The sequence below is a fragment of the Guyparkeria sp. genome (assembly GCF_041687595.1).
GTDB lineage: Bacteria > Pseudomonadota > Gammaproteobacteria > Halothiobacillales > Halothiobacillaceae > Guyparkeria.
The window spans coordinates 26881-41390 of the sequence record NZ_JAWLBP010000004.1 but is presented as its reverse complement, the minus strand read 5'-3'; the positions used below and the strand labels follow the sequence as shown (position 1 = coordinate 41390).

At 65.7% G+C, this 14510-nt stretch carries 13 protein-coding genes; 8 read left to right on the top strand and 5 right to left on the bottom strand.

Annotation, left to right across the window (positions count from 1 at the left end; translation table 11 throughout):
* Positions 1 to 14: 14 nt before the first annotated feature.
* A complete protein-coding gene (locus tag ACESL5_RS01525; RefSeq protein WP_372591014.1) occupies positions 15 to 809 on the bottom strand; it encodes an enoyl-ACP reductase in 795 nt (264 codons plus the stop codon).
* A gap of 130 nt (positions 810 to 939) precedes the next feature.
* On the opposite strand from ACESL5_RS01525, the gene ACESL5_RS01520 reads away from it, so the two are divergent.
* From ACESL5_RS01520 to ACESL5_RS01505, 4 genes are read left to right on the top strand one after another with little or no spacing between them, the layout of a single operon-like run.
* The gene (locus tag ACESL5_RS01520) at positions 940 to 2805 is read left to right on the top strand and encodes an extracellular solute-binding protein (protein ID WP_372591013.1); all 1866 of its coding nucleotides are present in this window, start codon (positions 940 to 942) and stop codon (positions 2803 to 2805) included.
* Positions 2806 to 2821: 16 nt separating this feature from the next.
* Positions 2822 to 3448, top strand: coding sequence for a hypothetical protein (locus ACESL5_RS01515; protein WP_372591012.1), 627 nt, complete (start codon positions 2822 to 2824; stop codon positions 3446 to 3448).
* Entirely contained in the window at positions 3449 to 4507 is a 1059-nt protein-coding gene (locus tag ACESL5_RS01510; protein WP_372591011.1) for a microcin C ABC transporter permease YejB, read from the top strand.
* Complete coding sequence (locus ACESL5_RS01505) at positions 4508 to 5581, top strand: ABC transporter permease (RefSeq protein WP_372591010.1); 1074 nt, start codon at positions 4508 to 4510, stop codon at positions 5579 to 5581.
* A gap of 205 nt (positions 5582 to 5786) precedes the next feature.
* On the opposite strand, the gene ACESL5_RS01500 is transcribed toward ACESL5_RS01505, so the two are convergent.
* Both ACESL5_RS01500 and prmB read right to left on the bottom strand, forming a co-directional pair.
* Positions 5787 to 7064, bottom strand: coding sequence for an NAD(P)/FAD-dependent oxidoreductase (locus tag ACESL5_RS01500; RefSeq protein WP_372591009.1), 1278 nt, complete (start codon positions 7062 to 7064; stop codon positions 5787 to 5789).
* A gap of 229 nt (positions 7065 to 7293) precedes the next feature.
* Positions 7294 to 8259, bottom strand: a complete 966-nt coding sequence (prmB, locus tag ACESL5_RS01495) for a 50S ribosomal protein L3 N(5)-glutamine methyltransferase (protein ID WP_372591008.1) — start codon at positions 8257 to 8259, stop codon at positions 7294 to 7296.
* Positions 8260 to 8378: 119 nt separating this feature from the next.
* Here prmB and asd point away from each other — a divergent pair, with 119 nt between their 5' ends.
* Positions 8379 to 9260: an archaetidylserine decarboxylase gene (gene asd / locus ACESL5_RS01490; protein WP_372591007.1), complete on the top strand. Its 882-nt coding sequence runs from the start codon at positions 8379 to 8381 to the stop codon at positions 9258 to 9260.
* Positions 9261 to 9293: 33 nt separating this feature from the next.
* On the opposite strand, the gene ACESL5_RS01485 is transcribed toward asd, so the two are convergent.
* Together ACESL5_RS01485 and efp are read right to left on the bottom strand one after the other, a co-directional pair.
* Entirely contained in the window at positions 9294 to 10238 is a 945-nt protein-coding gene (locus ACESL5_RS01485) for an amino acid--tRNA ligase-related protein (protein WP_372591006.1), read from the bottom strand.
* Between the two features lie 64 nt (positions 10239 to 10302).
* Complete coding sequence (gene efp, locus ACESL5_RS01480) at positions 10303 to 10872, bottom strand: elongation factor P (protein WP_372591005.1); 570 nt, start codon at positions 10870 to 10872, stop codon at positions 10303 to 10305.
* Between the two features lie 57 nt (positions 10873 to 10929).
* On the opposite strand from efp, the gene epmB reads away from it, so the two are divergent.
* From epmB to ACESL5_RS01465, 3 genes are all read left to right on the top strand, one after another.
* Positions 10930 to 11838, top strand: coding sequence for an EF-P beta-lysylation protein EpmB (epmB, locus tag ACESL5_RS01475; protein ID WP_372591004.1), 909 nt, complete (start codon positions 10930 to 10932; stop codon positions 11836 to 11838).
* Positions 11839 to 11987: 149 nt separating this feature from the next.
* Entirely contained in the window at positions 11988 to 13619 is a 1632-nt protein-coding gene (locus tag ACESL5_RS01470) for a hypothetical protein (RefSeq protein WP_372591003.1), read from the top strand.
* Positions 13606 to 14510, top strand: a 905-nt coding sequence (locus ACESL5_RS01465) for a hypothetical protein (RefSeq protein ID WP_372591002.1), incomplete at its 3' end; no start/stop codon positions are given. The genes ACESL5_RS01470 and ACESL5_RS01465, both read left to right, overlap by 14 nt.

Sequence of the window (14510 nt, the reverse complement as noted above, 5' to 3'; positions counted from 1 at the left end):
GACAGGGTGTGGACCTAGTCCTTGCCGCACTCGCCCATGCCGGTGATGAAGTAGCCGGAATCGACGTGCACGTTCTCGCCGGTGATGCCCGAGGCCAGGTCGGAGCAGAGGAAGGCGGCAGTGTTTCCTACCTGCTCGATGGTCACGTTGCGTTTGAGCGGGGCGTTGGTGGCCACGTAGTCGAGAAAGCCCTTGAAGTCGCCGATGCCGGAGGCCGCCAGCGTCTTGATCGGCCCGGCGGAGATGGCGTTGACCCGAATGCCGCGCTGGCCCAGTCGCGACCCGGCGAGATAGCGCACGGTGGCTTCCAGCGAGGCCTTGGCCACGCCCATGACGTTGTAGTTCTTCATGACCCGCTCGGCGCCGAGGTAGCTCAGGGTCAGCAGGGCCCCCTCGTCGCGGATGTGCTTTTCCCCGGCCTTGGCCAGAGCGGCCAGCGAGTAGGCCGACACGTCGTGTGCCTGGGCGAAGGCCTCGCGGGACATGCCGTCGAGGAAATCCCCGTCGAGCGCCTCGCGCGGAGCGAAGGCCATGGCGTGAATGACGATGTCCACGCCCTCCGGCCAGTGCTCGGCCAGCGCCGGGAACAGTGCCTCGACCTGCGCGTCGTCGGTCGCGTCGAAGGGCAGGTAGATGGAGGAACCCAGATCCTTCGTCGCCTTCTCGACCTTCGGCTTGAAGCGGTCGTTGAGGTAGGTGAAGGCCAGCTCGGCCCCTTCGCGGTGCATGGCCTCGGCGATGCCGAAGGCGATCGAGCGGTTGTTGGCAATGCCCGTGATCAGGGCGCGCTTGCCGGATAGGAATCCCATGTGTCTCTCCTGTTTTCCCTTGGTCTAGGTTGGACTTTCACCGTATTGTATTCGCCTGATGAGGAACAAGCACCCCAAATCCGGACACCCGCCGTCGGACCCCGGGAAGGAATTGCCCGCCGATGGCCGTTTGACGGGTATTGCCCTGCCCGGACGTCGCGTCTTTCTCTGCCGGGCCGGCGGGTTGCTGGGCGCCTGTTTCCTGCCCGGCGTGGCGTCTGCAGCGGGCTTTGCCACGGCACTGGGCTATGAGCCGGCCTATGACGCCGAGCTGTCGCACTTCGGCTACGTCAATCCCGGGGCGCCGCGGGAAGGCGAGCTGGCGATGTCGGTCTTCGGCACCTTCGACTCCCTCAACCCGTTCGTGCTCAAGGGGCTGGCGGCGGCCGGGACCAACAACCTGCTGTTCGACACGCTGGTGGCGCGTGCCTGGGACGAGCCCTTCTCGGCCTACGGTCTGCTCGCCGATCGCATGGATCTGGCCGACGACGGCCTGTCGGTCACGTTCCGGATCAATCCGGATGCTCGCTTTGCCGACGACACGCCGGTTACCGCCCGGGACGTGGCTTTCAGCTTCGAGACGCTGGTGGGCGAGGACGCCCATCCGCGCTATCGCCACTACTGGGGAGACGTCGAGGGCGTGACGGTCGTTGATCCCCGGCACGTCCGTTTCGATTTCAGGCGCTTGAATCCCGAGCTGCACCTGATCATCGGTGAGTTGCCGGTACTCTCGCGCCGCTCCCTGGAATCGGTCGATTTTGCCAAGCATTCACGCACGCCCCTGGTGGGAAGCGGTCCCTACGAGATCGAGCAGATCAACTTCGGGCGGGACATCCGATATCGTCGACGCGACGACTACTGGGCACGCGATCTCGGAGTGCGTCGGGGAATGTTCAATTTCCGGCATCTGACCTTCAAGTACTACAAGGACGAGACGGTGGCGCTGGAGGCCTTCAAGGCCGGCGAGTTCGATGTTTTCCACGAGACCAACTCGAAGCGCTGGGCGCGGGCCCACCAGGGACAAGCCTTCGAGGAAGGTCGCATTCGTCGGCGGGAGATTCCCCACCACAACAATGCGGGCATGCAGGGGTTCGCGATGAACACCCGCCGGCGTCTGTTCACCGACCGCCGTGTACGCCGGGCCCTGAACCTCGCCTTCGATTTCCAGTGGTCTAACACCCACCTGTTCTACGGGCAGTACAGTCGCTGTGACAGCTATTTCGCCAACAGCGAACTGGCGGCCACCGGGGTGCCGGAAGGCCGCGAACTCGAACTGCTCGAGCCGCATCGGGAACAACTGCCCCCGGCATTGTTCGAGCGCCCCCACCAGGTGCCCGACGCGCCGGACCCCGAGGCGCAGCGTGCGCACCTGATCGAGGCACAGCGACTGCTCGCCGAGGCAGGCTGGGAGGTTGTCGACGGGGTGCTGCGCAATGCCGACGGCGAGCGGTTCGCCTTCGAGATCATGCTGGCGCAGAAGGGGTTCGAGCGCATCGTCGCCCCTTATGCCTACAGCCTGCGCCGCCTGGGCGTGGACGTGTCCTACCGCACGATCGACGTCGCGCTCTACCAGCGGCGCATGAACCGCTTCGACTTCGACATGACGGTCATTTCCTACGGCCAGTCGCAGTCGCCGGGCAACGAACTGCGCGACATGTTCGGATCGCAGGCGGCCGAACGCGAGGGATCACGCAACTACTGCGGGATCGACAATCCCGTGGTGGATGCCATGATAGAGGCGGTGATCTACGCGAAGGATCGCGGGGCACTGGTCACGGCCTGCCACGCGCTCGATCGCGTGCTGCTGTGGAACGAATACCTGGTGCCGAACTGGTACATCGGCTCGCACCGGCTGGCGTGGTGGAACCGCTTCGGCTACCACGATCGGCCATTGCCGCGCTATTACAGTGCGATGGATTGGGTGCTGCAGACCTGGTGGCAGACCCACCCCGAGGCGCAGACTGGTCCGGTGGTCAACGACGTGACCGAACTCTGAAGGGAGGGCGAGGGCAATGAAGGCGAAAAGCATCTGTCGGCGATGGGCGGGACCCTGGCGGGGCGCGTTTCTCCTCGCGGCATCCGCACTGGTCCTTTCGGCCTGTGCCTCCCCCCGCTATGCCACGGAGGTGCGCTACGTTCCGCCGGCGACCGAGGCGGGCATGGCCTGCCTCCAGGGTTGTCACGTGGAAATGAAGGCCTGTCAGGCCGACTGCCAGTCGCGACGCGAGGCCTGCATCGCCGGCATCGAGCCGCGGGCCGACGCCGCCTTCGAAGAAGCGCTGAAGCGCTACGAGGTTGAACGGCAACGCTACATGCGCGAGCGCCAGTTCTACCAACTCGATCACGCCCTGAACTTCGGCTACTACCACCATCCGTTCTATTACGGCTACCCGGGTCCGTTCTGGTACACGGACCGGTTCTACGACGACCCGCCGGTCCCGCCTGCCGCCCCCGATCGGGCAACGATCCGCAAGCGGGTGATCGACCAGCATTGCAACGAGCCTTGCGGCTGCCAGGAGGGATTCGACCAGTGCTACGTCGGTTGTGGCGGGCAGGTCGAGCGCCGCGTCGTGTGCATCGAGAATTGTCGCGAGACCGATCCTCTGCCGAATCCTTCGGCCCCGGGAGGCACGCCCTAGATGGGGCCGTACATCCTCAAGCGGCTGGCGCTGATGATCCCGACCTTGTTCGGGATCCTGCTGATTTCGTTCGCCGTCATCCAGTTCGTTCCCGGCGGCCCGGTCGAGCAGTTGATGATGCAGCTCAAGGGCGCGGCCGACGGCAGCGGGGCGGAGTCGGGCGGTGCGCTCACCGAGGGGCTCTACCGCGGAGAGCAGGGGCTGGACGCCGAACAGATCGAGGAGTTCCGCGAGTTCTACGGATTCGACCAGCCGGCCTGGAAACGCTTCGGCGAGATGGTCGGCAACTACCTCACCTTCGACCTGGGCGAGTCGTACTTCTACCAGCGCAGCGTGGGCGAGTTGATCGCGGAGAAGCTGCCTGTCTCGATCAGCCTCGGGATATGGACCTTCCTGCTGACCTACCTGGTCTCCATTCCGCTAGGGGTGGCCAAGGCGGTGCGCGACGGCTCGCGCTTCGACTCGATCACCTCGACGGTCATCCTGGTCGGCTATGCCATCCCCGGTTTCGTTCTGGGCCTGGTCCTGCTGGTGCTGTTCGGCGGTGGCAGCTTCGTGCAGTGGTTCCCGCTGCGTGGCCTGACCTCGGACAACTTCGAACAGTTGTCCCTGATGGGCAAGATCCTCGATTACCTATGGCACCTGGTGCTGCCGATCACCGCGATGGTGGTGGGTAACTTTGCCGTGATGACGATGCTGACCAAGAACAGCTTCCTCGAGGAGATCAGGAAGCAGTACGTGCTCACCGCGCGGGCCAAGGGTCTGGCCGAGCGCACGGTACTCTACCGCCACGTCTTCCGCAACGCGCTGATTCCGATCGTCACCGGTTTCCCGGCGGCGTTCATCGGCGCGTTCTTCACCGGCAGCCTGCTGATCGAGACCATCTTCTCGCTCGACGGGCTGGGCCTGTTGTCCTACAACGCCGTATTGCAGCGTGACTACCCGGTCGTGCTGGGCACGCTGTACGTGTTCAGCCTGATCGGGCTGTTCGGCAAGCTGCTGTCGGATCTCGTCTACGTCTGGGTCGATCCGCGCATTCATTTCGAGGCGGTGGGTTAGATGTCAATCGTCGATGCCGGAGCGGAGTCTGCCGTCGCGAAGGGCAGCGGCGCCGAAGGACAGGTCTCCACGGCGAAGCGCGCCTGGAAGCGCTTTCGTCGCCATCGTCGCGGCTGGTTCAGCCTGTGGATATTCCTCGCGCTTTTCGTCCTCAGCCTCGGCGCGGAGCTGATCGCCAACGACCGCCCGCTGCTGGTCAAGCACCAGGGCGAACTCCTGTTTCCGCTCTGGAACGACTACGCGGAAACGCGTTTCGGCGGGGATTTCGCCACCCCGGCGGACTACACCGACCCGCACGTGATCGAGTTGATCGAGCGTGACGGCTGGGCGATCCGGGCGCCGATCCCGTTCTCCTTCGACACGATCGACTACTACAACGAACAGCCGAACCCGGCCGCTCCCAACAGCCGCCACCTGCTGGGCACGGACGATCGCGGCCGGGACGTGGCGGCACGCCTGATCTACGGCTTCCGCATCTCGGTGCTGTTCGCCCTGGCACTGACGGTGATCGGTACGGCCATCGGGGTGCTTGCCGGTGCCGTGCAGGGCTATCTGGGCGGCAAGGTCGACCTGGCCTTCCAGCGGTTCATCGAGGTCTGGTCGGCGTTGCCGGAGCTCTACCTGCTGATCATCTTCGCCTCGATCTTCGAGCCCTCGATCGGGCTGTTGCTGGCCCTGCTGGCGCTGTTCGGCTGGATGGGGCTGTCCGACTACGTGCGCGCGGAATTCCTCAAGGGGCGAAACCTGGACTACGTCCGGGCCGCCCGCGCGCTGGGTGTTTCCGGTCCCAGGCTGATGTTCCGGCACCTGATGCCCAACGCGATGACACCGGTGATCACGTTCCTGCCGTTCCGGATTTCCGGGGCGGTGCTGGCGCTGACCAGCCTCGATTTCCTTGGTCTCGGCGTCCCGCCGTCCACCCCGTCGCTGGGTGAACTGCTCTCGCAGGGGAAATCGAATATCGACGCCTGGTGGCTGTCGGTGTCTACCTTCCTGGTGCTCGTCGGGACCCTGGTGCTGCTGATTTTCGTCGGCGAGGCGACGCGGGACGCACTCGACACGCGGCGAGGCTAGTCCCGTTTTACCTCCGAGGGGCGCGGGCCCCAGCTAGATTGTCCGACGCCGCCGCATCCCTGTCCGGCTAGTGACGGCCCGCATATCCGCACAGGCAGGCCCTGGTCGGCGTTTCCATCGCTCGGCTGTTACCTTCCCACATTGTCGGGCACGAAAAAGCCCGCCGTAACGGCGGGCCTCGTCGGTCGCGAGCCGGTCGTCCGGCCTACTTTTCCAGCCGGTTCAGGCCGATCGCCCGCATGATGTACTTCTCGTACAGCGGTTCGGAGGTGCCCTTCTTCATCTTGCGAATGAAGTACTTCTCGAACGCGATCTTCGCCAGGTGCACCCACTTGCCGGCCGCGAACCAGTTGACGTTGCGCGGCGGGATCTGGGGCAGGGCGATGAAGGCCGCGCCCCGGTCGCCGAAGTCCGCCAGGCAGATGGCCTGCCAGGAGCCCTTGCTGTCAGGTTCGCCCTTGCCGCTGAGTTCGGCGTGGATGTTGTGCACGATGGCGGTGACCATCGACTCGATCATGTAACCGGTCTTCGGAGCGCCGGTCGCGACCGGGGTCTTCTCGATCGGCGGGATGGCGATGGCCACGCCGGCGGCGAAGATGTTGGGGTAGGTCGGGCTGCGCTGGTAGTCGTCGACCTTGACGAAGCCGCGCGGGTTGCAAAGGTCCTCGACCTCGGCGACACAGTCCACACCCTTGAACGCCGGAAGCATCATGGAGTGGTGGAACGGCAGCTCGTGCTTCTGCTTGACCTCCCCGCTGTTGTCTAGCTCCTCGACGTGCATCACGCCTTCATCGACCTTGGTGGTCTTCGCGTTGGTGATCCACTTGATGTCGTGGGCGCGCATCTCGGACTCGAGCATGCCCTTGGAGTCCCCGACGCCACCGAGGCCGAGGTGGCCGATGTACGGTTCGGCGGTGACATAGGTGATCGGCACCTTGTGACGGATCTTCTTCTTGCGCAGGGCCGAGTCGAGGATGAAGACGTACTCGTAGGCCGGCCCGTAGCAGCTCGCTCCCGGCATGGCGCCGACGATCACGGGGCCCGGGTTCTCCACCAGCTTCTTGAAGTCGTCGTAGGCCTGCTCGGCGTGGTCGATGGTGCAGACCGACTGGGTGTGACCGCCGTGCGGACCCGAACCCTCCACCTCGTCGAACATCAGCTTCGCGCCGGTGGTGATGATCAGGTAGTCGTATTCCACCGTCTCGCCGTCGGCGAGTTCCAGTCGGTTGCCCTTCGCGTCGATACGCTCGACCGACTGGGCGATGAAGTCGATGTTCTTGCGCTTGACGTAGGGTTCGATCGGAAAGGTAATGTCGTCACGGTTGCGCCAGCCGACGGCCACCCAGGGGTTGGACGGAACGAACTGGAAGTACGGTTCGGCGTTGATCACCGTGATCTTGTGTTCGTCGCCCAGCTCCTGCCGGGCCTCGTAGGCGGCTGGCAGACCGCCGATGCCGGCGCCGAGGATTACGATATGTGCCATGTCTCACTCTCCCATCAAAGGAACCAGGGAGTGGCTACTTTCCCGCGATCTCGCCGGGAAAGAGTCCGGCCGCTCCCGAACAATCCGTCACCTGACGATTGTTCACCCCGGGGGCGATAAAAACAAGCCCCATGGGCATCAGTTTTTCAATTGACTGGCCGAAAACGGCAACAAGTTTCTGAAACCATGTCGATTTCTGGACTGGATTTCGGGATGTGAAAAACAATTTTCAGCCATTCTGGCCGCGCCAGTCGGCGAGTTTTTCCCGGGGGAAGCCGATGATCGAGGAGGGAGCGGGAGAGAGATCCACCCAGTAGCCGCGATGGCTTGGCCAGCGCTGGTCGAACCAGTGGCGTCCGTTCCCCATCTCGACGAAGATCCAGCCGCCGGGTTGGAGGTGGGTGGGCGCATCGTCGAGCAGACGTTCGACCAGGGCGAGCCCCTGCTCTGGAGCGAACAGGGCGTCGGCGGGCTCGTGGTGGTACTCGTCAGGCAGGTCCTCGGCCTCGTCCGGGTCGACGTAGGGCGGATTGCTGACGATCAAGTCGAAGACCAGGGGCTGTCCCTCGTCGTCCAGCAACTGATCGAGCAGGTCGGATTGCAGCAGGTCGACACGATCGCTGAGCTGGTAGTCGCCGACATTGCGCGAGGCGACTGACAGCGCGCCGAAGTCGATGTCGCTGCCGATCACCCGTGCCTCGGGGAAATGCTCGGCCAGCGCGATGGCGATGCAGCCCGAGCCGGTCCCGACGTCGAGGATGCGGCCGGTTCCGACACCGGCGCCCAGCAGGCCGTGGAAGTCGTCGCGGATCAGGTCGCCGAAGGGGGAGCGGGGAATCAGCACCCGCTCGTCGACGTAAAAGGGCTGGTCCATGAACCAGGCCCGGTTGAGGAGGTAGGCCGTGGGCGTGTGCTCGAGGCAGCGCCGACGGATCAGCTCGACCAGTTCGGCCTTCTCGTCGGCGGACACCCGTGACGACCACCAGTCGCTGCCCAGGTCCGGCGGCAGTCGCAGGCCCTCGAGCACCAGCCAGGCGGCCTCGTCGAGATAGCTGAGGGTGCCGTGACCGAGGAACACGCCGTGCTCGTCCATCCGGCTGGCGGCCCAGCGGATGAAGTCGAGGATCGTCTCGAGATTGTCGGGGCTGCCGAGCATCGAAGCGCCGGCGGATTCCGTCGGGTCAACCGGATTCATGGTGGAACCTACCTGAAAGGGACCTGAGAGCAGGCAAAAGGGTGCATAATTGGGGAACGATACAACACCGGGCCGGGTCTGACGATGCAACGGCCACAACGCGCGAACGACGAGGCAACATGGCGACGACATCTTCGGCACGACCGCTGAAATCCCGGCTCTGGGCCTGGACCCAGCTCTTCCTGCCGCATCACCTGATTTCGGGCCTGGTCTTCCGGGTGACTCGCTGGCGGGCACCGTGGACCACCTGGCTGGTCCGGCGCTTCGCCCGAACCTTCGGCGTGGATCTCAACGAGGCCGCCGAGACGGATCCGGCGGCTTATCCAACCTTCAATGCCTTCTTCACCCGGGCGCTCGCCGAGGGCGTGCGTCCGCTCGAAGGCGACGAGGGCACCTGGATCAGCCCGGTCGACGGGCGCATCAGCCAGATTGGGCACGTGCAGTCGGGCAACCTGCTGCAGGCGAAGGGGCGTGACTATACCGTGCTCGAACTGCTCGGTGGTGACGAGGAACTGGCCGCGCAGTTCGCCGACGGCTCATTTGCCACGCTCTACCTGTCACCGGGTGACTACCACCGCGTCCACATGCCGGTCACCGGCCAGTTGCGCGAGATGGTCCACGTGCCCGGTCGGCTGTTTTCCGTGAACACCGGGACGGTGGCCGAGGTCCCGCGCCTGTTCGCCCGCAACGAGCGGGTGGTCTGCCTGTTCGATACCGCCGACGGCCCCATGGCGATGGTGCTGGTCGGCGCGATCAACGTCTCGGCGATCGAGACGGTCTGGGCGGGGCTGGTCACGCCCAGCCCGCAACGGCAGATCGGGCGCTGGCGCTACGCCGAGGAGCAGGGGTTGTCGATTCGCCTGGAGCGCGGTGCCGAGATGGGTCGGTTCAACATGGGGTCCACGGTGATCCTGCTCACACGACCGGGCGTCGACTTCGACCCGGCGTGGCAGCCGGAGATGCCGGTGCGTGTTGGCCAGCGCCTGCAGGTCGGGGGCTGACGCGAATCGTCCGACCGTCGCGGGCCGGCACGCTTACACCCTGCGTTCGGAGAAGGGCAGGACCGTATCCAAGGTCGGCTGCTCCGTCAGCCACATCAACAGGCGGTCGAAGCCCATCGCCACGCCACTGCAATCGGGCAGGCCGTGCTCCAGCGCCTCGAGGAACAACCGCCGGCTGCGGCCATCCGTCCCGCTCTTGGCGGGATCCGGTAGACGTTCCGCCTGCTCGGCAGGGTCGGCGAGCTCATGGTAGCCGTTGGCCAGCTCGAGTTTGCCCCCGAAGACCTCGAAGCGTGCGGCGACACGCACCCGGTGCTCCTCGAAGTCGATCGTCTCGAGCCGTGCCATGGCCGCCTGACTGGCAGGGAAGCCCTTCACCACGGTCAGCCGATCGTCGGGGAAGCTCGGCTCGATCACCGTGCTCATCAGGAGATCGAGCCAGTCGTCCCGGTCCAGCCGACCGGGCTCATGTACCGAGATACCGGACAGGTGCGCGGTGCGCTGAAGCATGGCGGTGTCGGCGTGGTAGGGGTCGAGGCCCAGCCGTTCACGGAACAGGAGACCGTAGTCCCGGTGCGCCACAGGGGCCGGTGTGAGATCCAGGGCCTGGCGGGCCGCCTGAATCAGCTCGAGGGTGGTCGAGATCGCGGCGTCGAGATCCGAGCCGGTCTCGTACCACTCGAGCATGGTGAACTCGGGGTTGTGGCGTGCCCCGGCCTCGCCGGCGCGGAACACCGGGCCGAGATAGTGGATGCCCGGCAGGGTCGGGTGGGCGCATAACAGGCGCTTCATCATCAGCTCGGGCGAACTGTGCAGGCTGCCCGCCGGACTGCCGTCCGGGCTGGATACGCGGAAGAGGGCGATGTTGGGTTCGAAGTCGCCGCTGCGGATCAGCGCCGGGGTGTCGACCTCCAGCGAGTCGCGGCGTTCGAGCTCGTCTCGCAGTACCCGCTTGAGGCGGGCCCGCGCGTCGAGCATTTCCCGGTCGGCACCGGGACGCCAGTGGGGCGTGTCGGGGGAGGGGTGAGACAGAGGGTTGGCCTCAGCTCTTGACCCGGGAGAGGTACTCGCCGGTGCGGGTGTCGCAACGCAGCACCTCGCCTTCCTCGATGAACAGCGGCACCTTGACCACCGCGCCGGTCTCGAGACGGGCCGGCTTGGTGCCGCCGGTGGCGGTGTCGCCGCGCAGGCCGGGATCGGTCTCGACCACCTTCAGCTCGACGTGGTTGGGCGGCAGGACCTGGATCGGCGAGCCGTTGAACAGGGTGAGGGTGCACAGATCCTGTTCCTTGAGCCACTGGGCCGAGTCACCCACCGCTTCGCGGGTGGCCACGACTTGCTCGAAGCTCTCCGGGTCCATAAAGTGCCATTCCTCGCCGTCGGAGAAGAGGTACTGCATTTCCAGCTCGAGGATGTCGGCCGCCTCCAGCGAATCGCCCGACTTGAAGGTGCGCTCGATGGTCTTGCCGGTCTTGAGGTTCTTGAGCTTGACCCGGTTGAAGGCCTGACCCTTGCCCGGCTTGACGAACTCGTTCTCGATGATGATCGCCGGATCGCCGTCCAGCATGACCTTGAGGCCGCCGCGGAATTCGTTGGTGCTGTAGTTAGCCATGGGAAACCTGATCGATTGATTCGAAACGCTGTGGAAATGGGGGCGATCATACCCGATATGCCGGAAACAACCCAGCATGGTAGCGAACCGGGCGAGCCGGACTTTCGCGAGCTGACCACGCCGCTGATCGACGAGATCGCGGCGGTCTCGGATCCGGTTGCCCGCCAGTTCCGTCTCGATGCGCGCGAGTTCGATTCCGTCCCCGGTTTCGGTACCGACCCGGTCGGTGACCTGGCCTCGAATGCGGTGCCCGGCGTGCTGCACAAGTACCGGGGGCGCGCCCTGCTGGTGCTCACCGGCGCCTGCGCCGTGCATTGCCGTTACTGCTTCCGTCGGCATTTTCCCTATGGCGAGCAGCGGCTCGACGATACCTCCCTGGCACGCGCGATCGACTACCTGGCCGACGACCCCGAGATCACCGAGGTGATCCTCTCCGGGGGTGATCCGCTGGTGCTGAGCAACCGCCGGCTCGCCCGCGTGATCGAGTCGCTGGCGGCCATCCCTCGTGTCGCCCGGCTACGCATCCACAGCCGGCTGCCGACGGTCCGGCCCGAACGCATCGATGCCGAGCTCTGCCGGATGCTGGTCGACAGCGGTCTGTCGGTGGTGCTGGTCGCGCACGTAAACCACGCCGACGAGCTCACCGAGGGCAGTCGGGCCGCCTTCGCCCGCCTGCGCGAGGCCGGTGTCACGGTGCTCAACCAGGCGGTGCTGCTGGCGGGCGTCAACGATGACGAGACGGCACTGGCCGAGCTGTCGGAGCGATTGTTCGACCAGGGGGTGCTGCCCTACTACCTGCACCAGCTCGACCCCGTGGCCGGAGCGGCGCATTTCGCCGTCACGGAGGCGCGGGGCAGGGCACTGGTCGAGGCGCTGCGAAGCCGCCTGCCAGGCTACCTGGTGCCGCGCTACGTGGTCGAGATTCCCGGCGAACCCAGCAAGACCCCCGTCGGTAATGCTGGCTGAGGGAATCCTGCGTCCTGCCGGCGCATTTCATTCGGGTGGCGATGGATTCGGGCGGCCGTATTGAATAGAGTATCGTTTCAGGCGCCACCGTCAGGCCGACGGGGCAGGGACGTCCCAACCGGGGGCGAGAGGAAAAGGAGTTTCGTGACATGCCGGAATCCACACCGGGATCGGACGCCGCGGGCGATCTGAGATCGCTGCTCGATCAGATCCCAATCGTCGACCCGATCGAGGCGGCCGGCCTGCTGGTCGGGTTCCTGGGGCGAGCGGACCTGGAATCGATGACCGACGACCAGTTGCTTCAGCTGCTGGCGGACCTGGAGCCGGCCATCGATCGTACCGCGACCGCGCTGCGCCGTGGCCTGCGCCAGAGCCCACTGCCGATGACCGAGCGGGCGCGCTCCCAGCTTTCGGCTCTCTTCACCCTCTACCGAGCTGCCGAGGCCCTCGTGAACCTGCAACTGGGCATGGCCCGGACGGAAGGTTCCGGGGCGATGCTGGCCGGCGCCCACCAGCGGCGGGTCGACTGGGCGGCGAGGCAGGTCCTCGACTGCTACCTGCTCTACGTCAGTGTGCCCCAGCCCCTGCTGGCCGACCTGCACCAGTTCGCCCGCTCGGCCTGCCGCGAACTCGAGCGTGATCATCCGGCCGCCTGGGCGGTGGTGCGCAGTACCTACGTCTCCATCCTGCTACTGAGCATGGTCAATCCCTACTCGCTCACGGTCGAGGAGATGGAGTCGCTGTTTTCCTGTCTGCAGAAGTGTGCGGGCCTGGTGCGGATCACGTCCCACAAGCCACGGGGTACGGGCCGGTTCGTCGACATGACCGGTCGCATCGCCCCGCACGTGGCGTTCAGTGGCGGACAGGCGACGGCCGACGGTACGGTGTTCGTCGACGTCGAGAAGCTTTACGGCGAGGATGCCCTCGAGGAGCTGGAGCCCGAGTGCCGGGCCGCGCTGCTCGGCTTTCTCCATCGGCTCCACTTCTTCCTCGGGCCGCGGGAAAAGCGCGTTAAAGGCAGCCACGCCGCACGGGGCGAGCAGTCGCTGATCACGATCGGTTTCAACAGCGTGCATCGCCGCCTGCTCGACGAGATGTTCTATAGCGTGCGACCGTCCGAGCACCTGACCTTCTCCGGGTTGGATTGGGAGGGACTCGAGCGCCCGGTTCACGGTGAGGTCAACCGGGAGCAGAGCATTCGCGACTTCAAGCTGGAGATGGATTCCGGACGCAAGAACGATCTCGACTGGGAGGCACTGCCCGACGCCAGCGGCAACGGTCAGCAGCCGATGCGGATGAACGAGCCGGCCGTCTGGGACGTGGTCAATCTCTCGGAGCGCGGGCTGCGACTGCACTGGCGCATGGCGGAAAACAGCCGTGCGGCAGTCGACGAGCTGATCCTGATCGAGCGTGACCCGGACGAGGAGGTCGGCGGCCTGGAGGCGGTGGTCGGCCTGGGCATCATCCGCTGGGTGCGTCATCTCGACAGCGAGAACCGCACCGTCGACATGGGCGTCGAACGCCTGCCCGGCGACTGGATGGCCTACTTTGCCCATCCTGCCGACGGCAGCCCGCCGGCGGGGGGTACCTGGCCGGTGCTGGCGCGCGTGGATGATCAGCAGCGGATCGATCGCCTGGTCGTCCCACCCGAACTGCCCGAGCGCGGTCGTCGGCTGACGGTGATCCGCGAGCAGGGCGCAGACATCAACATCAACCTGGAGCGAATCGTGATGGTCGGTTCCCACCTGGTGGTAATGGAGGCGACGAGTGACCGCCATTGAATCCATCGAGAACACACCCTTTTCCATCCTCCACGTCACCGAGTCGGTGAACGACTCGATCGCGTTGAGGGGCGAGCTGCGCAACGCGGGCATGCAGGCCAGCGTTCACCACGCGCGTGACTACGACAGCGCGCGGGCCGAGCTGGGCAAGACCCCCTGTGACGTGGCCTACATCGAGTACGGCGATCGCGCCCTGGCCGTGGTCCAGGCGCTGCGCAAGCAGGTCGAGCGCGATCCCGGGATCAAGGGCATGCCGCTGGTGGTCTACAGCGAGGGGGCGTCTCCCGACCAGGTCGAGGAATTCCTCGAGGCCGGCGCCTTTCTGGTGATCACCGACGAGCTGCTGGTGGAGACTCTGCTCCAGCGTGCCGTCGAGTTCGCCCTGGTCTACCGCGACCGCGAGCGGGCCAGCAGCCAGTTGGCGCGATCGGAGCTGCGCTGCCAGAAGCTGATCGACGGGTCGAGCGAGGCGGTGGCCTACATCCAGGACGGTCTGCACATCTACGCCAACCAGCCCTATCTCGACCTGCTGGGCTTCTCCAGCGTCGACGAGCTCAGGGAGGAGCCGATCCTCGACCTGGCGGTGGGCGACTCGGCGCAGCGGCTGAAGAAGTTCCTGAAGACCGAGGATGCCGAGGACAGCTTCACCCTGCGGGCCTCCGGGGGGCACGAGATCGAGGTGCGCGTGCACAGCACGGCCGCGTCGTTCGACGGGGAACCCTGCCTGCAGATCTTCGCCACCGAGGTCAAGGAGGATACCGGCGACATCTCCGAGCAACTGGAATACTTTGCCCGCCGCGACCTGCTCACCGGCCTGTACAACCGCAACTACCTGTTCGAGCAGATCGAGGCTCGGCGCGAGGAGATCGCCCGGCAGGGCGAGGGCGACAG

Coding starts and splice junctions, on each gene's coding strand:
- ACESL5_RS01525 (WP_372591014.1), bottom strand. CDS start 809: ATGGGATTCCTATCCGGCAAGCGCGCCCTGATCACGGGCATTGCCAAC.
- ACESL5_RS01515 (WP_372591012.1), top strand. CDS start 2,822: ATGAAGGCGAAAAGCATCTGTCGGCGATGGGCGGGACCCTGGCGGGGC.
- ACESL5_RS01510 (WP_372591011.1), top strand. CDS start 3,449: ATGGGGCCGTACATCCTCAAGCGGCTGGCGCTGATGATCCCGACCTTG.
- ACESL5_RS01505 (WP_372591010.1), top strand. CDS start 4,508: ATGTCAATCGTCGATGCCGGAGCGGAGTCTGCCGTCGCGAAGGGCAGC.
- ACESL5_RS01500 (WP_372591009.1), bottom strand. CDS start 7,064: ATGGCACATATCGTAATCCTCGGCGCCGGCATCGGCGGTCTGCCAGCC.
- prmB (WP_372591008.1), bottom strand. CDS start 8,259: ATGAATCCGGTTGACCCGACGGAATCCGCCGGCGCTTCGATGCTCGGC.
- asd (WP_372591007.1), top strand. CDS start 8,379: ATGGCGACGACATCTTCGGCACGACCGCTGAAATCCCGGCTCTGGGCC.
- ACESL5_RS01485 (WP_372591006.1), bottom strand. CDS start 10,238: ATGCTCGACGCGCGGGCCCGCCTCAAGCGGGTACTGCGAGACGAGCTC.
- efp (WP_372591005.1), bottom strand. CDS start 10,872: ATGGCTAACTACAGCACCAACGAATTCCGCGGCGGCCTCAAGGTCATG.
- epmB (WP_372591004.1), top strand. CDS start 10,930: ATGCCGGAAACAACCCAGCATGGTAGCGAACCGGGCGAGCCGGACTTT.
- ACESL5_RS01470 (WP_372591003.1), top strand. CDS start 11,988: ATGCCGGAATCCACACCGGGATCGGACGCCGCGGGCGATCTGAGATCG.